The 20,953-nt window shown below is 41.8% G+C and carries 20 protein-coding genes; 16 read left to right on the plus strand and 4 right to left on the minus strand.

From position 1 onward, the window contains the following. The first annotated feature begins 201 nt into the window (after positions 1-201). The 11 genes from CYQ88_RS03700 (at position 202) to CYQ88_RS03750 (ending at position 14,106) form a co-directional block, all read left to right on the plus strand. Entirely contained in the window at positions 202-2,700 is a 2,499-nt protein-coding gene (locus CYQ88_RS03700; protein WP_101839997.1) for a DNA translocase FtsK, read from the plus strand. A gap of 55 nt (positions 2,701-2,755) precedes the next feature. After that, a complete protein-coding gene (lolA, locus tag CYQ88_RS03705) occupies positions 2,756-3,364 on the plus strand; it encodes an outer membrane lipoprotein chaperone LolA (protein WP_255408745.1) in 609 nt (202 codons plus the stop codon). 14 nt (positions 3,365-3,378) lie between these two features. After that, positions 3,379-4,716, plus strand: coding sequence for a replication-associated recombination protein A (locus tag CYQ88_RS03710; protein WP_101839998.1), 1,338 nt, complete (start codon positions 3,379-3,381; stop codon positions 4,714-4,716). A gap of 24 nt (positions 4,717-4,740) precedes the next feature. Then, complete coding sequence (crcB, locus tag CYQ88_RS03715) at positions 4,741-5,145, plus strand: fluoride efflux transporter CrcB (RefSeq protein WP_101839999.1); 405 nt, start codon at positions 4,741-4,743, stop codon at positions 5,143-5,145. Between the two features lie 81 nt (positions 5,146-5,226). Further along, positions 5,227-6,348, plus strand: coding sequence for a glycine cleavage system aminomethyltransferase GcvT (gcvT, locus tag CYQ88_RS03720; protein ID WP_101840000.1), 1,122 nt, complete (start codon positions 5,227-5,229; stop codon positions 6,346-6,348). Positions 6,349-6,418: 70 nt separating this feature from the next. Beyond that, positions 6,419-6,790, plus strand: coding sequence for a glycine cleavage system protein GcvH (gene gcvH / locus CYQ88_RS03725; RefSeq protein ID WP_101840001.1), 372 nt, complete (start codon positions 6,419-6,421; stop codon positions 6,788-6,790). Between the two features lie 57 nt (positions 6,791-6,847). Continuing rightward, positions 6,848-9,700 (plus strand): aminomethyl-transferring glycine dehydrogenase, encoded by a 2,853-nt coding sequence (gene gcvP, locus CYQ88_RS03730; protein WP_101840002.1) that lies wholly within the window; start codon positions 6,848-6,850, stop codon positions 9,698-9,700. Between the two features lie 20 nt (positions 9,701-9,720). After that, positions 9,721-10,239 (plus strand): glycine cleavage system protein R, encoded by a 519-nt coding sequence (locus tag CYQ88_RS03735; protein WP_101840003.1) that lies wholly within the window; start codon positions 9,721-9,723, stop codon positions 10,237-10,239. A 112-nt stretch (positions 10,240-10,351) separates the two neighbouring features. Next, positions 10,352-11,638: a serine--tRNA ligase gene (serS, locus tag CYQ88_RS03740; protein WP_101840004.1), complete on the plus strand. Its 1,287-nt coding sequence runs from the start codon at positions 10,352-10,354 to the stop codon at positions 11,636-11,638. A gap of 319 nt (positions 11,639-11,957) precedes the next feature. Beyond that, positions 11,958-12,323, plus strand: a complete 366-nt coding sequence (locus tag CYQ88_RS03745; RefSeq protein ID WP_101840005.1) for a PEGA domain-containing protein — start codon at positions 11,958-11,960, stop codon at positions 12,321-12,323. Then, positions 12,283-14,106 carry a DUF4105 domain-containing protein gene (locus CYQ88_RS03750; protein WP_101840006.1) on the plus strand — a complete coding sequence of 608 codons (1,824 nt, stop codon included), beginning with the start codon at positions 12,283-12,285 and terminating at the stop codon, positions 14,104-14,106. Before CYQ88_RS03745 ends, CYQ88_RS03750 begins: the two co-directional genes overlap by 41 nt. Before the next feature lie 94 nt (positions 14,107-14,200). Here the strand turns inward: CYQ88_RS03750 and CYQ88_RS03755 are convergent, their stop codons facing one another. The 4 genes from CYQ88_RS03755 to CYQ88_RS03770 all read right to left on the minus strand — a co-directional run bounded on the left by CYQ88_RS03755 (position 14,201) and on the right by CYQ88_RS03770 (position 17,569). Further along, positions 14,201-14,455: a hypothetical protein gene (locus tag CYQ88_RS03755; protein WP_101840007.1), complete on the minus strand. Its 255-nt coding sequence runs from the start codon at positions 14,453-14,455 to the stop codon at positions 14,201-14,203. A 151-nt stretch (positions 14,456-14,606) separates the two neighbouring features. Then, a complete protein-coding gene (gene istB, locus CYQ88_RS03760) occupies positions 14,607-15,347 on the minus strand; it encodes an IS21-like element helper ATPase IstB (protein WP_101840008.1) in 741 nt (246 codons plus the stop codon). Positions 15,348-15,361: 14 nt separating this feature from the next. Then, positions 15,362-16,879 carry an IS21 family transposase gene (gene istA / locus CYQ88_RS03765; RefSeq protein WP_101840009.1) on the minus strand — a complete coding sequence of 506 codons (1,518 nt, stop codon included), beginning with the start codon at positions 16,877-16,879 and terminating at the stop codon, positions 15,362-15,364. A gap of 228 nt (positions 16,880-17,107) precedes the next feature. Beyond that, the gene (locus tag CYQ88_RS03770) at positions 17,108-17,569 is read right to left on the minus strand and encodes a hypothetical protein (protein ID WP_101840010.1); all 462 of its coding nucleotides are present in this window, start codon (positions 17,567-17,569) and stop codon (positions 17,108-17,110) included. 380 nt (positions 17,570-17,949) lie between these two features. On the opposite strand from CYQ88_RS03770, the gene CYQ88_RS11650 reads away from it, so the two are divergent. From CYQ88_RS11650 to CYQ88_RS03790, 5 genes are all read left to right on the plus strand, one after another. Next, positions 17,950-18,072, plus strand: coding sequence for a hypothetical protein (locus CYQ88_RS11650; protein WP_255408742.1), 123 nt, complete (start codon positions 17,950-17,952; stop codon positions 18,070-18,072). Between the two features lie 429 nt (positions 18,073-18,501). Beyond that, on the plus strand, positions 18,502-18,723 hold the full coding sequence (locus CYQ88_RS03775; protein ID WP_101840011.1) for a hypothetical protein: 222 nt from the start codon (positions 18,502-18,504) through the stop codon (positions 18,721-18,723). Beyond that, positions 18,710-19,000, plus strand: a complete 291-nt coding sequence (locus tag CYQ88_RS03780; RefSeq protein WP_101840012.1) for a type II toxin-antitoxin system RelE/ParE family toxin — start codon at positions 18,710-18,712, stop codon at positions 18,998-19,000. Before CYQ88_RS03775 ends, CYQ88_RS03780 begins: the two co-directional genes overlap by 14 nt. Positions 19,001-19,182: 182 nt before the next feature. Next, the gene (locus CYQ88_RS03785; protein WP_101840013.1) at positions 19,183-20,544 is read left to right on the plus strand and encodes a type II toxin-antitoxin system HipA family toxin; all 1,362 of its coding nucleotides are present in this window, start codon (positions 19,183-19,185) and stop codon (positions 20,542-20,544) included. After that, positions 20,541-20,906, plus strand: coding sequence for a hypothetical protein (locus tag CYQ88_RS03790; protein WP_101840014.1), 366 nt, complete (start codon positions 20,541-20,543; stop codon positions 20,904-20,906). The genes CYQ88_RS03785 and CYQ88_RS03790 overlap by 4 nt, the downstream gene beginning before the upstream one ends. The last annotated feature ends 47 nt before the right edge of the window (positions 20,907-20,953 follow it).

Below are 20,953 nucleotides of genomic sequence, written 5' to 3' on the forward strand. Positions count from 1 at the left end.
TGGTGTATGATCTTAAACGAAATTGGTATCAATTGTGTCAATGATTAAAGAAATCGACAACCATCCCACGAACTCAACGCAAATTAATGTGCTAAAATTCTAGCAATTTTCTTGCAGTTGTACAGTTTAATTTCAGTCAGCTTAATGCCAGCTTAATTTTATCTTTTTTTTGAATCTGCCCGTAAAGGTTTATGATTATTTATGTCTTTTAAAACTGCGAAGCCGTCTGCATCGACATCACTAGAATCAGGGGTGCCTGAAAAGCGCCAATATGATTGGATTGTTAAAGATGCCATCTTGTTGATTTGCATTGGGCTTTCAATCTTTTTATTTGTGGTTTTATTCAGCTATGATCCAGCTGACCCTGGATTCGAGACCGTTGGAAAAGGTCAGCAACCTCAAAATTATGGCGGTGCAACGGGCGCTTGGTTATCTTCGTTTGTGCTGTATGTATTTGGGGTTTTCGGCTTTTTGATTCCCTTCGGATTATTGTTTGCCGGAATTGTTACCCTCAAAATTCGGGATCAGGCTCGACTAGATTTGTTGCATTTTGGTCTCAGTTTGCTGGGGTTGATACTGGTTATTTTGTCAGGTGCTGGCTTAGCTGCTTTATATTTGGAGCCTAACCAAACGTTTATTCAGTTGCCCTATTCCGGCGGAGGGGTTGTCGGTTACGAATTGAGTCAGTCTTTAGTGAATGGGGTAGACCTATTGGGCGCGACTTTAGTCTTACTTGTCCTCTTTGCATTGGCATTTAGTTTAATGACCAGCTTTTCATGGCTAACCATTATGGATGCAACAGGGATGGTGCTTTGTCATTTGTTTGATCAGCTGATGCATGGCGGGCGAAAGCTTCAGCCTAAATTGTCAAAGTTAACGATTAAAAAATCAGCGAAGCCTGTAGAACCTTCAACAAAACACAATAACCTCGCCATTTCTGATAAAGGTCAAGACCGAGCTGTCACTCAGGAAACTGAGGAAAAAACCGAAAAATCACCGAAAATTCTCAGTGCGCTTGCCACCAAAATCAAACCGAAGAAAGTCAAGCCAGAACCTAGTATTAAGTCGGAACCTAAAATTGGTGATGATGTCGACACCTTACAAATCGAGAGTAAAACGTCTCAGTCGAAAGATGTGGATGTTGCACATTCAGTTAAGGTTGGCAAAAAGGTGGTTTCAACCGGGCAACCGCCCGTGGTTATCTCGGGAGAATTGCCCAGCGTGGAATTATTGGCGCCGGTTCCAGAGTATGATGAAGGCTTTTCAGAAGATGAGTTAACGGCATTGTCACTCCTTTTGGAACAACGACTTAAAGAGTTTGGTGTAACGGTCAAAGTTGAAGCCGTTCAACCGGGTCCCGTGGTGACTCGGTTTGAAGTGCTGCCTGCACCGGGTGTGAAGGTAAGTCAAATCAATAATTTATCTAAAGATCTTGCTAGGGTTTTGTCGGTCAAGTCGGTGCGGGTGGTTGATATTATTCCAGGTAAATCGGTGGTGGGGATAGAAATTCCCAATGAAGAACGGGAAGTGGTGAGTTTTAGAGAAGTCATTTCCTCATCCGAATTTCAAAGCTCAAAATCGCCCCTAACCGTTGCGCTAGGCAAAGATATTGCCGGAAAAACGGTGATTGCCGATATTGGCAAAATGCCGCATTTATTGGTGGCGGGCACCACCGGTTCTGGTAAATCGGTGGGCGTTAATAGCATGATCTTGAGTTTGCTTTATAAAAGCACACCAGAAGAAGTTCGGCTGATTATGGTCGACCCCAAAATGTTGGAATTGTCGATATACGAAGACATTCCCCATTTGTTGACCCCCGTTGTTACTGATATGTCAGAGGCCGCCAATGCATTGCGTTGGTGTGTGTTTGAAATGGATAGACGCTATCAACTAATGGCAAAACTCGGGGTTCGTAATATCGCTGGCTATAATGCTAAAGTCAAAGGGGCAATTGATAAAGGAGAGCCCATAACCGATCCTCTTTATCAGCAACCAGCTAATTTTGGCCATGAGATGTCTGAACCACCGCCAACTTTGGAACCCTTGCCCTATATAGTGGTGGTGGTTGATGAATTTGCCGATATGATTATGGTGGTTGGTAAAGAGGTTGAACAGCTGATTGCGCGTATCGCACAGAAAGCAAGAGCGGCGGGTATTCACTTGATTTTGGCCACGCAACGTCCGTCGGTGAATGTGATTACCGGGTTGATTAAAGCGAATATTCCCACGCGGATTTCCTTTATGGTCAATACTAAAATTGACTCTAGAACCATTCTAGATCAGGGTGGAGCCGAGCAGTTGCTTGGTATGGGGGACATGCTCTTTATGCCGCCGGGTACAGGTTCACCTAAACGTGTTCATGGTGCCTTTATGTCCGATGAAGAAGTCCATTCTGTAGTGAGTTTTGTTAAGTCTCAAGGCGAACCGCAATATCTTGAAAGTGTGACGCAAGCGAATCAGGCCGATAAGGCCAATAATACCCTGGAAGAAGATGCTGAACAGGATTTACTTTATGATCAAATCGTGGCATTTGTGATTGAGAATCAACGGGTGTCGGTTTCTTTGGTGCAGCGTCAGTTTAAAATTGGTTATAACCGAGCGGCCCGAATTGTTGAAGCGATGGAAGCGGCTGGTGTGGTATCGCCCATGAAGGCCAATGGTAATCGTGATGTGCTTGCGAAAAAGCTAGCTGATGACTGATGCTTAATCTCCAAATCAAAAAGGAAAGTAATTGACCCCCTTACGTAAACTATGTTTGACAGCCTGCATCTGGGCAATGAGCTTACCAGCAATGAGTGCGAAAGCTGACTTAGCCGATTTAACCCAGTTTGTGAACAATCTGAAAACCTTTCGTGCCAGCTTTGAACAGGTGCAACCAGACGAAGCCCTTTTTCAACAAAATCGTGCCAGTGGTTATTTTGTACTACAACGACCCGGTCATTTGCGCTGGGTTTATGAAAGCCCTGAACCGCAACAAATTGTGTCAGATGGTGTGAATGTCTGGGTGTACGATGAAGAGCTGGATCAGGTTACGGTGCAGTCGCTCAATCGCGTTGAAGCGGATTTTCCACTGAGTTGGTTGCTTTACCGAGAACCTCTGTCGGAACGGTTTAATATTTTAGCGGGTGACAAAAAAGAAGGCGTGAGTTGGTATAACCTACAACCCAAACAAGGCACTTTCTTTCAGAGTCTCGAAGTGGCGATTAAGGGTGGGCAATTGGTGCAGATTTGGATGTATCAGAATGCTGATAATGTTACCAAAGTCGCTTTTAATAATATTGCCCAAAATGAACCTATCCAGCCTGAACAGTTCCAGTTTACTCCGCCGAAAGGCGTTGATGTGATTGGTCAAGTTCAGCCTTAGGTGTTTAGAGCGTGATGACAGAAATTAAGGCGTATCAACCCTTATCGGATCGTTTGAGACCGCAAACCCTTGAGGAGTTTGTTGGTCAAACACATCTGTTGGGCGAAAAGCGTGCCTTGTCGAAGTTGTTTGCCTCAAAACGATTACACTCGATGATCTTTTGGGGACCACCGGGAACTGGAAAAACAACGCTGGCTCGCCTCATTGCCAAGCAATCTGATTTACAATTTTTAAGCCTGTCTGCCGTGTTAGATGGGGTTAAAGAAGTGCGAGCGGCAGTCGAACAAGCCAAGTTGCATCGGCAACAATTCCAGCAAGGTAGTGTTTTGTTTGTTGATGAAGTACATCGGTTTAATAAAGCGCAGCAGGATGCCTTTCTGCCCTATGTGGAAGATGGCACCTTTATTTTTATCGGTGCGACTACCGAGAATCCATCTTTTGAACTCAATAACGCTTTGCTTTCTCGAGCGCGTGTCTATGTATTACGGGATTTGGATTCTGAAGACTTAGAAAAAGTATTGCAACGCGGCCTAGCATTATTAAGCGACGATCAGCAAACAACAGTGACCATTGAAGAGGATGCGAAAGCAGCTCTGATTCACTATGCCGATGGTGATGCGCGGCGGTTATTAAATGTTTTAGAGCAGGTCGTTGATTTTATTGAAACGCCTGAAAATCAACCAGGCCAAGCTGTATTAACGCTGGAGAATTGCAAGGAAGTGATTCAGGGCGGCTTACGTCGTTTCGACAAGGGCGGCGAAGCGTTTTATGATCAGATTTCGGCATTACATAAATCGGTGCGAGGGTCAGATGCCAATGCGGCTTTGTATTGGTTAACGCGAATGTTAGATGGTGGTGTTGACGCACGCTATTTGGCGCGACGTCTGATTCGAATGGCCAGTGAAGAGATTGGCAATGCTGACGTAAAAGCCTTGCAAGTTGCGGTGAATGCAGCAGAAGCCTATGAACGTCTTGGTTCGCCAGAAGGCGATTTAGCTTTGGCGCAGGCCGCCGTTTATTTAGCGGTAGCGCCCAAGTCCAATGCGGTCTATATGGCTTATAAGGCGGCCTTGAAAGACGTCAAACTGCAAGGGACCGAAGATGTACCTTTACATTTGCGTAATGCGCCCACCAAATTAATGACAGGACTGGGATATGGAGAAGGCTATCGCTATGCGCATGATGAGCCGGAAGCCTATGCAGCAGGGGAGTGTTACTTCCCTGAAGATATGCCTGTTCGTGAATATTATCAACCAGTTAACCGCGGGTTGGAAATTAAAATTTCCGAAAAAATTCAACGTTTAAAAGCGATGGATGCCAACGCAATTTATAAACGGCGTGCGGATGATTGATTCCAATAGAGAGGAAACCCTTTGATGCAAACATTTCATTTCGCACAATTGATGGCCGTTGGTGTTGGTGGTTTTTTTGGCGCGATGAGTCGCTTTTGGCTATCAAATCAGATGTATGTCTGGCTAGGTAGAGACTTCGTTTGGGGGACTTTAACGGTCAATGCGTTGGGGTCTTTTTTAATCGGACTACTAACGATTTTATTGATTGATAAAGTGCATCTGACCATTGAATGGCGGGCATTACTCATTGTTGGGTTTTTAGGCGCTTTCACCACGTTTTCGACCTTTGCATTTGAAACCGTGATGTATTTTCAACAAGGCTTGTTTGAAAAAGCGCTGGTCAATATCGCGGGTAATGTAGTGTTGTGTTTAGCGATGGTTTGGTTGGGATTATGGATCGGGCGGCAGTTTGTTCTTGCACCGACTTAGAAGGGTTGCAATCTTGAATACTCGAAACACAGTCACATTAAATGTATTTTATAGATGGGTTTTTAACCGAGGAAATGAAAAATGTCCGATAATAACAGCTTATTTACGACTCCGTTGAATGCGTTGCATCTCGCAGCAGGTGCGAAGATGGTCCCGTTTGCAGGCTATTCAATGCCGGTTCAGTATCCAATGGGGATTCTTAAAGAACATCAACATACTCGGCAAAAGGCAGGCTTGTTTGATGTGTCTCACATGGGACAAATTCGACTCATTGGCGATAAGGCAACAGAAGCGCTAGAAAAATTAGTCCCCGTGGATATCGTCGATTTGCCGTTATTTAAGCAGCGCTATGCCTTATTCACCAATACGGAAGGTGGTGTGCTCGATGATTTAATGGTGACACGCATTGAGTCTGGTTTGTTTCTAGTGGTAAATGCCGCCTGTAAGCAACAAGATATTGCCCATTTGCAAACACAATTGGCTGATGCGTGTGAAATTGAGGTGCTTGAGGATCGTGCTTTATTGGCCTTGCAAGGACCTGCTGCGAAAAGTGTGATGGCAAAACTGGCACCCGCCAGTACCGAAATGGTCTTTATGACGGCAAAAGATCTCTCGATTGATGGTATTGACTGTTTTGTGACCCGATCAGGCTATACAGGGGAAGATGGATTTGAAATTTCGGTCGCGGCTGATCAGGCGGAGGCCTTGGCTGAAAAGCTCTTGGCAGAAGAAGGCGTTGAGTGGATTGGATTAGGCGCGCGGGATTCTTTGCGTTTGGAAGCGGGTCTGTGTTTGTATGGGCATGAACTGGCCACCGATATTTCGCCGGTTGAGGCGAAATTGAATTGGGCTTTATCCCCCGCACGCAGAGCAACCGGAAGCAGGCCTGGTGGTTATTTAGGTGCTGAGGTAATTTTAAAGCAGCTTGAGACAGGCGTACGGCGTTATCGGGTGGGTATTCAGACAGAAGGTAAAATGCCTGTTAGGGATGGAGCTACTTTAATGACTGCTGATGGTGAAGTGCTTGGTATCGTGACCAGCGGTGGTTTTAGTCCCACTTTAAATAAACCGATTGCGATAGGGCTGGTGGCTGCGAGCGCTTCTGCCATTGACACCAAACTTTATGCCAAAGTGCGCAACAAATCAGTTCCGGTGAAGGTGGTTGCCTTACCTTTTGTTAAACAAAATTATTATCGTGGATAATGGATAAAATTTTTTGAGTCGACTAAATTCAGGTCGACACAATTTTTAAGGATCAGTTGAGGATAAAGAAATGAGTGATATTAAATATACAGAAGACCATGAATGGATTGAAGTGCATGGCGATGGGACAGCAACCATTGGTATTACCGATTTTGCCCAAGATCAATTAGGCGATTTGGTTTATATCGAAATTCCAGAGGTGGGCAGTGAAATTGTCAAAGGCGAAGATGTTTCCGTGATTGAATCGGTCAAAGCCGCCTCAGATTTAATTGCACCGGTTTCTGGAACCATTATTGATGTCAATACTGCATTAGAAGACGAACCCGAAAAGGTTAACGATGATCCGATGGGTGCAGGGTGGTTTATTAAAGTTGAAATGTCGGATGCCAGCGAATTAGAAGACCTAATGGATGAGGCCGCTTATCAAGCGTGTTTGGATTAACCACCACTTTAAATGGTTACAAGTAGTGTTTCAGTAATTTAATTAGGAAAAAAGAGAATGGCATCATCGCTTCAAAACCTTTCTAATCAGGATGTATTTGCACATCGTCATATTGGTTCAAATTCGGCGCAACAGCAGCAAATGTTGTCACAACTTGGGGTTGCGTCACTAGAGGATTTAATCAGCCAGGTGGTGCCAAAGTCCATTCGTCGTCAGCAGCCCATGCAGTTGTCAGAAGGCTTGTCGGAACCAGCTGCTTTGGCTCAACTAGAAGGGATTGCCAATCAAAATACGCTGCTGAAATCTTATATCGGCCAAGGCTTTTATAACAGCTATACACCAGCAGTTATCCAGCGAAATATTTTAGAAAACCCGGCTTGGTATACGGCTTATACACCCTATCAAGCCGAAATTTCGCAAGGCCGGATGGAAGCCATGCTCAATTTCCAAACCCTAATTGCCGATTTAACCGGCATGGCCTTGGCCAATGCCTCATTGTTGGATGAAGCCAGCGCCTGTGCGGAAGCCATGACACTGTGCCAAAGAGTCAGTAAATCCAAGAGCCGCGTGTTTTTTGTCGCGAACAATTGTCATCCGCAAAATATTGAGGTGGTGAAAACGCGTGCCGAGTCACTCGGTATTGAAGTGGTGGTGGGTGACCCTCATAAAGATTTACCAGGCCTGGTCGTTTTTGGTGTCTTATTCGCCTATCCAGGTACGGACGGCTCGATTGAAGACTATGGACATTTAATTGAACAGTTGCATCAACAGAAAGCCTTGGTTGCGATTTGTGCGGATATTTTGGCATTAACGATTTTGAAGTCGCCGGGTGAGATGGGAGCTGATGTCGCCATTGGTAATAGTCAGCGCTTTGGCGTGCCGCTTGGCTATGGTGGGCCGCATGCAGCCTATATGGCGACTAAAGATGAATATAAACGAGCAATGCCAGGACGCTTGATTGGCGTGTCGGTGGACCGTCATGGTCGCCCAGCTTATCGTTTAGCATTACAAACACGCGAACAACATATTCGTCGTGAAAAAGCCACCAGTAATATTTGTACCGCTCAAGCGCTATTAGCAGTGATGGCAAGTATGTATGCAGTTTATCACGGACCAGAAGGACTGAAGCAAATTGCCAATCGCGTCTTTCAGCTCACGCATTTATTTGCTGAGGGATTGATTCAATTAGGGTTTACGCTTAAGCAGTCGGTGTATTTTGATACGCTTCAGATTGAAGTCGAAGATGTCGCTCAAGTGATGCAAAACGCAGTTCAGGCCGGGTTTAATTTAAGGGCAGGAACCGATTCGGTTCTGGTATCTTTCGATGAAACAACCGAATTAAGCGAACTTGAAACGCTTTGGCAAGTGTTTGATGCAACAGCTCAATTGAATGCGGCCGAACTGTTTGAAAACCATGATTTTGAGTTGCCGGTATCGTTAAAACGTCAAGCGCCATTATTGGCGCAAGAAATTTTTAATCGTTATCGTTCAGAAACCGATTTAATGCGTTATATGCGCTATTTAGCCGATCAAGATTTGGCACTGGATCGAGCTATGATTCCATTAGGCTCTTGCACCATGAAGTTAAATGCGGCATCAGAGTTAATGCCGATTTCTTGGCCGGCTTGGTCGAGTTTGCATCCCTTTGTACCCATAGACCAAGCAAAGGGCTATCAGCAACTAATTCGTGAATTGGAGCAGATGCTGTGTGAAACCACTGGCTATGCAGCGGTTTCACTACAGCCTAACTCGGGCGCTCAGGGGGAATATGCTGGATTATTGGCGATTAAACATTATCATCAAAGCCGGGGAGAAGAGCATCGTCATATTTGTTTAATACCCGCTTCAGCTCATGGCACCAATCCCGCTTCAGCCCATTTAGCCGGCATGAAAGTGGTGGTGGTGAAAACCGATGAATTGGGCAATATTGACTTGAGTGATTTACAGGCAAAATGTGAACGTCATACCGATCATTTGGCGGCCATTATGATTACCTATCCGTCAACGCATGGTGTGTTTGAAGAAAGTGTCAAAACCGTTTGTGAGACGGTGCATGCACATGGTGGTCAAGTTTATATCGACGGCGCTAATATGAATGCGATGGTGGGGGTTGCATCACCGGGGGAATTCGGTGGCGATGTTTCTCATTTGAATTTGCACAAAACCTTTGCCATTCCGCATGGTGGTGGTGGGCCGGGTGTCGGGCCAGTTGCGGTGGCCAGTCATTTGGCGCCCTTTTTACCCAAAACGCCATTGCAAGATTCAGCGGTAGGGTCGATAACCGCCACCCCATGGGGCAGTGCCAGTATTTTGCCGATTAGTTGGATGTATATCGCGATGATGGGCAAGACCGGGCTTTATCAAGCCACCGCTAATGCAATACTCAATGCCAATTATATTGCGCATCGTTTGGCTGATTATTTTCCTATTCTGTATCGTTCGGCTTCTGGTTGGGTTGCCCATGAATGTATTATTGATTTGAGACCGATTAAAGATAATTCAGGCATTACCGTAGATGATGTCGCCAAACGTTTAATTGATTATGGCTTCCATGCACCCACCATGTCTTTTCCGGTGGCGGGCACCTTAATGATTGAGCCGACAGAGTCGGAATCGAAACAAGAGCTTGATCGTTTCTGTGATGCAATGATTCAAATTAAACAAGAAATTGATGCGGTGGTTTCGGGGCAATTAGATGAAGCGGATAACCCTTTGATTAATGCACCGCATACGGCGGAAGAAGTGACCGGGGATGAATGGTCACACAGTTATTCACGTTCTTTGGCCGCTTACCCGATTGACAGTTTACGTCAGACCAAATATTGGTCGCCGGTGGCGCGCGTGGATAACGTGTTTGGTGATAAGAATTTAGTTTGTAGCTGTCCTTCCGTTTCGGAATATGCCGAATAATCCTAACAAAAGGAGTTGAGATGAAGCAGTCCATCGTGATTAGTGTATTGGGTGAAGATTCACCAGGCTTGGTTGAATCTTTATCCAAATTAGTGGTTGCGCATCAGGGCGACTGGGTCGAAAGTCGCATGGCCAGTTTGGCCGGGCAGTTTGCCGGTATTTTGCAAGTGGATTTGCCCATTGATCAAGTACAGCCGTTTTCTCAAGCGCTTGAACAGGCAGACTTTGGTTTAAAAGTGATTTTTGAAGCGGCTGTTACGGATGCGACACAAGCGCCAATGAAGACCTATCAATTGGAGCTGGTCGGTCAGGATCGACCTGGTATTATTCATAAGCTGTCTTCCGTTTTGGCGCAGCTCAATGTCAATGTCGATGAGCTTGAAACCGAAGTAGTAGAAGCCTCTATGTCGGGTGAACACTTGTTTAAGGCTTCAATTCGAATTGAAGTATCGGCGGCAGACGGTGCTGATGCGATTGCTGATGCGCTGGAAGCCATTGCTAATGAACTGATTGTTGATATCGAATTGGCAGAATCATAAAGGCCTTCTGGCTGTGATTGGCAAGAGAAGCTGTTAGAATACCCACAAAATTTTAATGCTGACGATCATTGTTCGATTGGTCAGTGCGTAAAACAAAGAGTAAAGAACCATCATGTTAGATGCAAAGCGATTAAGAACTGAACTGGCGGACATTGCCGCTAAACTACAAACGCGTGGATTTGAATTGGATACTGCCCAACTTGAAACCTTGGAAGCGAAACGTAAAGCCCTGCAAGTGAGTGCACAGGAATTGCAAGCAGAACGAAATTCACGTTCCAAAGCGATTGGTAAAGCTAAAGCAGCGGGTGAAGATATTCAGCCGCTATTGGATGCGGTGGCGGATTTAGGCGATCAATTGAAGCAAGCCGAAGCGGCTGCCGATGCCATTCAATTGGAAATTGAAGATATTTATGCGGGTATTCCTAATATCCCGCATGATTCAACGCCCGTTGGACAAGAAGAAGATGATAATGTTGAGATTCGCCGTTGGGGTGAGCCAACGCAATTTAGTCATGAAGTATTGGATCATGTGGCGTTAGCAGAAGCTCGCGGTTGGTATGATAATGATGCAGCCGTCAAAATCACATCATCACGGTTTTCTGTGTTAAAAGGGCCGATGGCCAAGTTGCAAAGAGCATTAACCCAGTTTATGTTGGACACCCATACCGAAGCGGGTTATGAAGAAGTTTATGTGCCATTTTTAGTCAATCAAGACAGTTTACGGGGCACAGGTCAATTGCCGAAATTTGAAGCGGATTTATATCGTATTGATAAGAATGAGGAACATGACACCTCAGATCGGGATTTGTATTTAATCCCAACGGCAGAAGTGCCTGTGACCAATTTATTTCGTGATGAAATTCTGGATGAATCGGCTTTACCGATTAAGTTGACTGCACACACCCCGTGTTTTCGTTCAGAAGCAGGTTCTTATGGGCGAGATACCAAAGGATTGATTCGTCAGCACCAATTCGAAAAAGTGGAAATGGTGCAAGTTGTGCATCCTGACCAGTCTTATGATGCTTTGGAGGGCTTAACGCAACAAGCAGAACAGATTTTACAGAAATTGGAATTGCCTTATCGAGTGATGGCACTCTGTACTGGAGATATTGGCTTTTCCGCGGCGAAAACCTATGATTTAGAAGTTTGGCTACCTGGACAATCCGCTTATCGTGAAATTTCATCTTGTTCTAACTTTGAAGATTTTCAGGCGCGTCGTTTAAAAGCGCGTTTTAGAAAAGGTCAAGATAAGCCTCAACTAGTGCATACTTTGAATGGATCCGGTTTAGCAGTAGGAAGGACATTAGTCGCAGTTTTAGAAAATTATCAGAATGAAGATGGCTCGATACGTGTTCCTAAAGCCTTGCAACCCTATTTAGGTGGCATAGAAGTGCTATAAAGCCTTCATTAATCAAGCCGTTAAAATAAAAAAACCGCCCAGGCCTGGGTGGTTTTTACAAAACTAATTTTATAAATACCTTTATAAATCAATAGGTTGCATTTATCGTGATTAATTGTGTACTTTGGTTTGTACGCTTTTATGGCCAATATCAATACTTCAACCTAAACATGTTTACTATTCCTGCTGACAAATTGCGAATCAATTTTCAACCCAAAAAAGCTAGTAATTAATAAGCAAACAAACTAGTATTAGTTTGTATTCTTTTTATAGATATTAATTTGAATATGAATAATATTTAATTAACTGAGGAAAACTTATGAAAAAAGCACTCTCTGCTGTTGTTGTTGTATTTGGTTTTTTATTTCTATCAGGCTGTGCCACTATAATAAGCGGTACAGGCCAGTCAGTGACTTTTGATAGTTCTCCGCAAGGAGCAGAAGTATATATTGATGGTGCTCAGGTTGGTTCAACGCCTATGACTTTAAAGATTGAAAAAAGTAAAAAAGACACAGTAATGATTAAAAAAGAAGGTTATAAGACATTATCTCGTGATTTGACAAAAAGTTTCGATAGCGTTGCTCTATTGAATGTATTTTGGGATTTGAGTACAACAGACTTCATAACTGGTGCAGCAATGGAATATGAGCCAAATTCATACTTCTTTGAGTTACAGCCTGAATAACAATACAATGGTAAAAACAGAAAGAATTTTGCCTATATCTTTCATAAAAATAGCGCTTTTAAGCGCTATTTTTATTTTCGCACGACCCTCTTTAGTTTATGGAAAGGAACCAATTGTTAGCGATACAGAATCGAAAATTAACTCATATTCTGTATTGAATTATTATGATTTGAAACGAGAAGCTCAAAATAAAGAATATGGTTACAAAACAGATCAAATTCTTGCTGAAATAGGCTGCTCAAAACGGCAAACACACCAAAAGTTTTTTTACGAAAATATTGTAAATACAAGCAAACCAGTCCAAGTTATCAATGTTATTTCTAGTCAGAAAAAACATTGCTCAGAACAAGTCTCCAAATTTTTGGTAGAACGGAAAAAAATAAACAACTTTGAAAAGTTTAAGCAACAATTAAACTTAGAAGATATTTATATAACTATAGTATCTCCATCATTAACTTCACCTATGTCATACTTTGGTCATTCCTTTTTAATTTTCAAAAAAAAAGAGAGTTGGGATTTTTCAAATGTTCTAAGTTTTTCTGCAATTATTCCTGCCAAAGACAGCTATAAAAAAATCTTGATTGATGGTGCTTTAGGTAATATGGATGGAAAATTTATTTTTAATCAATTTTTCGAAATAAAGCGTTTGTATACCTTAAAAGAGCAACGGGGTATGGAAATTTACAAGCTAAAGCTTACAGAAACAGAAAAAAATAATCTTTTACGTGAAATATATAATAAATATGAAAAGGTAAGTCGTTATAGTTTTTTTAGTCAAAACTGCTCGTCAGAAATTATAGATTATATTTCTACTATCAATAGTGATGTTAAAAAACAATTGAATAGCCAATTTTTAAAGACACCATCGGACACATTAAATATCTTAAAGAAAGTAGGTTTAATAAGTAATAAGCACTTACGAATTGAATCAAGTCTAAATATTGAATTAAACAGGTACAGTCAATTTTCACTCGTAGAAAAGGATAAATTTAAGAAATATTTTTCTTCAAAAGGTAATTTAAATTCAATAAGTAATAATGAAGCAAATGGAGTATCTAACACTGCTAACATTTTTTTCAATTTTTTCAATGAACCATTTAAAAATCACAATAAGTTGGTAGGTTTAAATTTTTTGAATGATAATCCAAAAATTGACTTTCCTTTCAGACTTATTGATAACTATCCCATAAAATTAGGTATCGGCTCTGTATATCAAAATAACTCTAATCCTGTAAAAATTCAAATATTGCCAGGCTATATTGAAAGAAGTGTATCTAAGTTCAGTCGCTTGAATGAAACTTCCTTAAAATTTTTTAATACTGAATTGCAAGCTAATACAAATTCTCTCAAGATTGAAAAATTCGATTTTATTGAAATGGAGTCCATTAATAAGAGTTTTGGGCTAATCGATTTACCCTCTTGGAGAGGGTATATTGGTTGGAACAATAAATACAGGAAGAATAAAAAGAAAGTTAATAACGTTGAGGTCGGCTATGGCTTTAGTTACGGCGATAATGATGTGCTGATCTCATTTTTGCCACAACTATACAGTGAGTTCAACGGAAACAGAACCTCTTTGCAAGGTAATGTCTTAGTAAGTTATTGGCTAAATCGAATTAATTTTTCCTTTAATGGCGTTTACAATTTAGATAAAAATCGATTTCAAAATTCCGAAATACTTGAAATGAATGTTAATTTAAATTCAAAATGGGGGTTCAATGTTTTAAATGAGTTCAGTCAGCATCGATATTCAATATCAGTTTATAAACGATTTTCAATTTGAAGAGTTTGTTAGTTGTACTTGCTTAGAATTAGAGCCTGTAAATCTTACAGTTAACCGTATTTCAATTAAGCCCATTAGTAACGGGCTTTTGAGTTTAAGAAAAATCTTCTATTAAAGACGCCATATCATTTTTTTCATTCCTGAGTTCTTCCAACTCAGCTTTTAAAACTTCAATCTCATCTTGCAGCATATTTTTGGACTCGGTTTGTTCATAAAATGCTTGTTCCAATTTCGTTTTTTTGTCTCTCATTTCGATGATCTGGTCATTAATCTCATCTAGTTCTGCTCGTTTCTTAGCAATCGTTTTATCAATGTTATTTATACGTTTCAAGCAAGCACTGTCTTTCATTTTTATCCAAGTGATATACCACAAGAACAGAGTCACTAAGATGGGCACAATCATTGAGTGCATATTCCGGCAGACTTGAACACCGATTCCGGTTTTATTTGAACACCTAAAATCAACGCATCGTTGGCTGAGGTATTTTTAACCTAAGTGTTCAAGTCGGGTCAATCTTTAATTGTTTTTTTCGCATCGACTCGCCTTTGAGTTTGATGCGATGAGCGTTATGCATCAGTCGATCTAATATGGCATCGGCAAGGGTATTATCTCCAATGGCTTGATACCATTCTTCCGTAGGCAGTTGGCTGATCAGAATCGTTGAGCTGGCGCCATGGCGATCATCCATAATTTCCATCAGGTCGTTGCGCTGTGAAGCTTTAAGCGGTTCAAGCCCCCAGTCATCAAGGATCAGTAATGGCAATTTTGCTAAGCGTTTGAGTGCGTTTTGATAGGTGCCGTCCGCTTTGGCTTGTGTGAGTTCTAGCAGAAGTCGACTGATTCGGTAATATTTGACACCGTAAGCCTGCATACAGGCACTGTGCCCCAGTGCACAAGCAAGATAAGTTTTTCCAGAACCACAGGGGCCGGTAAGCAGCACATTTTGATGGCGCTTAATCCATTCGCCTTGAAGCAACTCTCGCATCACACTGGCTGACAGGCCTCTCGGGTGTTGGTAATCAACCCCTTGAGCGGTGGCCAGTAATTTAAGTTGGGCTTGTTTGAGAAGACGTTGTTGCTTGCGATGGTTTCGGTCTTGTTGCTCGCTTTGCATTAGATGCGCCAGTCGTTCACTGAAGCTTAGATTTTCATAATGACTTGATTGGTCTAGTTGATGTTGCAACGCTTGGCGAAGGCCATAAAGCTTTAGCGCATCTATTTGGTTCAATAAGGTTTGCATAAGGGTTCTCCGAATTAGTGGAAGCTGTGTGGGCCACGAATGTTTTCATGTGACTGAGGAAGCGTAGGTTGCTCCATCGCTTCTTCAGGCAGTTGATCCAGATTGCTTGTGAGGATGTTTTTGAGCTGTTTTAATCGATAAACCTTGTGATGATTCGCACGTTTACACGCCCGATTCAATCGTTCTGCCGAGTATTGTCGAGTCAATCCTAATGCCCCGATACAGACTCGATAAGCCTGTTCGGGATGGGCTTTTGTTGTCAATTGGTGGGTGACCCATTCCAACACCGCTGGTCCAATAGCGTTGGCTTGATTTTTTAGGCTACCAGGTGAGACCTTGTGTTGCGCAAAATGGGCTTTCGGCATGTGTTGTGCATCGGTGGTAAAGCCATAGGTATAGCCTCGAATATGGGTGGCGACACAGTGGTTTTGGAAGAATAGTCGAATCTGTTTTCCGGTGGCGTGTAACTCAATGGTTTCTCCGACCAGTTCATGTGGCACCGAGTAGAGGCGATGGTCGAACTCAACGTGATAATCGATGTTCACCTTCACCCGCTTAATGTGGGTGTATTCATAGGCATTGCGGGGCAGTGGTAACAGTGCCGGTCGGTCAATCTTCTCGAACCACTCACGGCGGTTCCCCTCAAGCTGCTTAAAGGGTTTTTGATTGACCTCAGTGAGTAAGGCTTGAATGCATTGATTGAGCTCTCCTAGCGAGAAAAAGGTCTGATGACGCAATCGGGCTAAGATCCAGCGCTCAATGATCTGCACACCGACTTCCACTTTGGCTTTATCTTTGGGTTTTCGAGGACGGGTCGGCAGAATCACCGTGCCATAGTGCTGCGCCAGTTGCTGATAACTGGGATTGACATCGGGGTCGTATTTACAGGCCTTAGACACTCCACTTCTGAGGTTGTCTGGTACCACCGTTTGCGGAACGCCACCTATAAACTCAAAAGCTCGAACATGACTTTCTAACCAGTCTTGCAGGCTTTGTGACCAAGTGGCCTCGCTATAGTAATAGTTACTCGCACCCATCGCAGCGACAAAGATTTGCGCCTGACGGATTTCTCCAGTATGGCCATCGACAATCGGCATGGTTTTGCCGGCATAGTCAACGAATAACACCTCACCAGCTTTATGGTGCTGACGCATCGAGCGTTTCTGTTTTTTAAGCCAAGTAAGGTAACGATCACAGTATTGAGAGTAACTGTAACAACGATTAGGGTATTGCTGGCAATACTCCTCCCAGAGTAATTGCTTGGTGACGCCTTTATGTGCTAATTGTTGCTTCACCTCTGCCCAATCGGGCACCTGAAAACGTGTGGAGGTTCGCGTATCGGCGTTGGGGTAAAAGCGCTGCGCGAGTTGAGCATCATCTAAGTGATCTACAGGCCAAGATATATCAAGCTCTTTGGCTCGTTTTAAAAGTGATTGCACCGCACCGACACTGATTTTAGTGCTACGATGAATCTGACGAATACTTAAACCTGCGACAAAATGCAGGCGTAAAACTTCACGAATGTTACGCATTGTAATCCTTTTCAAAACCGAACCTCTCTTAGCCAACGAAAAAGAGGGATTCGATACGAAATGATGAAATAAATCAATGCGTCGAGAGGATTCTGGAAACACTTGAACACCGATTCCGGGGATTTGAACAGTGATTCCGGAAAACCGGGTAAAACTGTACTAAATAAAACCGGAATGAGTGTTCAAGTAAAACCAGAATAGGTGTTCAAATGTTTCCGGAATGACTGTTCAAGTGCGGCCGGAATATGCAGTTGAATCATAGAATGGGTAAAAAAGTGACACGTAAAGCGTGTGCTCCTCTTTATAACCATGAAATAACCGTTTATGGATGTAGTCGATCCATTCTTCTCTATTGATATCGCGTTTGTTAATTCTGGCAAGTTCTTTGAGGTAGCTTGATAAACGCAGATGAAAAAAATCTTTGTTAGATTCTGGAAAATTTTCATCTAGTTGTTTGCGTATCCAGCTTGCTGTATTGATATACTTTTTGAGATTTTCCGAAGGTTGAATGCCGTCTTTCAGATTCTTTGACATCGATTCGAAACGAATCAGGATTTCCCATAATAAAAACCCATTATCTGGGGCAAACAAAAAAACCTTTAGCGCATCTTTGGCCTTGCACTGTTCAAGGTCTTGAGTGGCAACAGCATCCCAAATATCAACTTCTGGTATTTTTGGTTTTTTTAGCAATTGGCAAGACTCTCTCGAAATGGACAATAAATCATAGTACTAAGAATTTTTTGGTAGTTTAGCGTTGTAATGGTACAGTGAATTTGGCCACCTAAATAGAGATGCTAAAATGCATCTCATTGAGCGTGCTTCTGCTAAGCCTTCAAAATTACCGACTGTGTTATAATTTAACTCTACCAATAATATATAAGCATTTGAAACCTTAACCTTTTTGGGGGCTATATGGAATATCTATCAATATTTATCGCTTTTGTATTTTTTACTGGCCTTTACTATTTGGTTACAAAAATAACATCGACTGATAAAAAACACTCTCAAACTAAAGAGGATTAATTAACCTCAATCACTCGGCTTTTCAGCAAAAAAATATAAGAGCGTTAATGATTATGACTCCGCTAATTTGGGGAATGTTGGTGCTTGTGGCTTTTGTCATTACCGTTGATTTCTATCATAAATTCAAAAATAGAAGTAAGCGACGTCAGCAAAAGAAAACCAAAGACTAATTGACCACACAAAATCAAAATTATGATATCCCACGAAGACAACAAAACATCATTCTTAGAAGCTGCAGTTGCGCGTAATAAAAATTGCATTCTCGAACTTGATCTCATAATTTACTGAACCTCACAAACAACAAGCACAATCAGGCTTTTGATATATCATCCTATATATAATGTCACGTTTTCAAGTAATTAGTTCAATGAAAATTCACGCATAACCAACCCCGACCAGTCAACCGTTTGAAGCGGAAAGCATTCAATAACAAGGTCTGAACAGAGATCTTATCTGAATATTTCAGTACAAATGAACATGGCTTTGTGATTTTAGAATCACCAATTGTTATTGCTTCAAGATGGCCACTAATTGTATATTGAATGATTTGTGGCAAATTGCTACAATTTAATTTATTTCACTACAAAAGGATTTTTAATATGGCGACCGCAAGCATTAGACTTGACGAATCTCTCGTCGAGAAAGCTGGAATCATGGCAAAAGCATTTAACCGAAGCGTTCCAAAGCAAATTGAGCATTGGGCAAAGATTGGTGAAATGATGGAAGACAATCCAGATTTGCCGTATGAGTTTATACGTCAGGCAATTATCTCTAAAGCTGAGAAGGAAGCAGGAAAGTTGGAGCCGTATGAGTTCGGTTAAGCAAGTTCTTCAATCTCCAAGCTTCAAAAAGACTGTAAAAAAACTCCACTCAAATCAAAAAAAGGATTTGGATATAGCGATTAAGTCATTAATAGAAGCCCCTAATCTTGGCGAGAAGAAAAGAGGAGATTTGGCTTATCTGAGGGTTTATAAATTCAAAATGGTGAAACAAGAAGTTCTTTTGGGCTACTCATACCAAGAGGACGAGTTGGTTTTGGAGTTACTGGCATTGGGAAGCCATGAAAACTTTTATCGTGATTTAAAAACCAACTTGTAAAAAAGAAAATGGTTCTTTTGAACAGGAATATGTGGTTACTTTTCGGTAATTCATGGTGCCTTTTTGCAAGAATATGCACTTATCAAAATATTCAACTTTAGCTTTTCCTATTTGAACTCCAAGTAATTAACAGTTTATATGTGATATGCTATAAACATTAAAATGACTTTAATGGTTTATATATGATACAAGTATATCTTTATCAAATCTTAATTGGTTACTTAAAGCTCGCAAATCGAAAGATTCATTTTCAATATGCTGAAGAATGGCTCAAGTCTGATTTAGATATATCTCCCATCATTCATTCAAAAACCAGTTTTGCCATTAGTGACAGGTTATCTAACGATGCTTTTCATGGACTTCCTGAGTTCATCGCAGATGCTTTGCCGGATAAATTCGGTAATAAGATTATTGATACCTTTTTCATACAACAAGGTATTGCCAGAAATGACATAACTCCTCTCGATCGTTTAGCCTATATCGGTTCTAAAGCAATGGGGGCTCTTGAGTTTAAGCGTATGAGTGAACACAGTAATCATGACTACTCCAATATACTTGAGATATCCGACTTGCTAGTGAGTGCTCGAAGTGCTATTTCAGGCAAACTCGAAGAAGTATCAGCGGATTTAATTGAGGTTGGCTCATTCGCTGGTGGCGCTAGACCAAAAGCTATCATTATGGCAAATCACGATTTCTCCGAGATAAGACATTCTCATTCCCCTTATCAAAAAGGCTTTGACCATTACTTATTGAAGTTTGACGGGGTATGTGAAAACAACCCTGAATCAGATCCGCAAGGTTATACCAATATTGAGTACGTCTATCATTTGTTGGCCGTTGATGCGGGTATTGATATGAACCCTTGCTTCTTGCTACCAGAGCCTAATGGCAATCACCATTTTATTACAAAGCGCTTTGACAGGGACGGGGATAAGAAAATTCACATGCAAACGCTTTGTGGGCTTATTGGACTAGATTTTAACGACTTCCAAGCGGGGAGTTATTCGGATCTATTTTCAGTCGCAAACGTCTTGAATCTAGCTTATGGTGAAAAGGTTGAGCTATTCAGAAGAATGGTGTTCAATGTTTTGTCTTACAACAGAGATGACCACTCTAAGAACTTCTCTTTTGTTTTTAGCGAGAATGGAAGATGGTCTATCTCTCCGGCATACGACATCACTCATGCGTTCAATGAAACCAATATTAATGCTTGGACCCGAGAACATAACTTGCTCATTAATGGCAAGGGGGTAACGATTCAATTGAGGGACTTAATAAAAGAGGGAGCTATTCTTGCCCTAAAACCCGATGACTATGCTTTATGCATTCATCAGGTTATTAATTCACTAGAAAATTGGGCTACTCTGGCAAATAAGCATGGCGTGAAACCGGATAAAATCGACCAAATAGGTAGTCATATGAAAACTGCAAAAACCGATTTGTTTTTTAAACTATCAAAACAAGAAATTGAGTCGGTCAGCAATGGCACTGCAAAAGAATTAATAGAAATCATACTTTCTGACAACGTGAGGCTATACAGATGATTAGCGGTCGATATATAAAAGGCAATGGCATTACACCAAGTGATGCACTGGCTAAGTTTGGAAAATCTTTTAAAACAAAAAGAATCTCTATATCAGCAACCCAAGAGGATTTGCAAATTCATTCTGGGGTTAGCCTAACTGTGATTAAGCGCTTGGAAGCGGGTAAACCCATTAGCACAGAAAACTTAGTCAAACTACTTCGAAGTATTGAGTTACTTCCAGAGTTTTTGTCGTTGATACCGGAGCCAGAGATTTCGCTTGAGGATGAATTTAAACAATCACAGGAAATGGCAGCAACCTTGCAGCGAAAAAGGGCTAGCAACGGAAGGAAAAGGATGCCAATGCTAAAAAGCTATGATTAGTAAATATCTTGACCCTGCAACGTTGTAGTAAACCGCATTGAGCTAGA

Origin of the sequence: Hydrogenovibrio sp. SC-1 (assembly GCF_002848135.1) — a bacterium.
Taxonomy (GTDB): domain Bacteria; phylum Pseudomonadota; class Gammaproteobacteria; order Thiomicrospirales; family Thiomicrospiraceae; genus Hydrogenovibrio.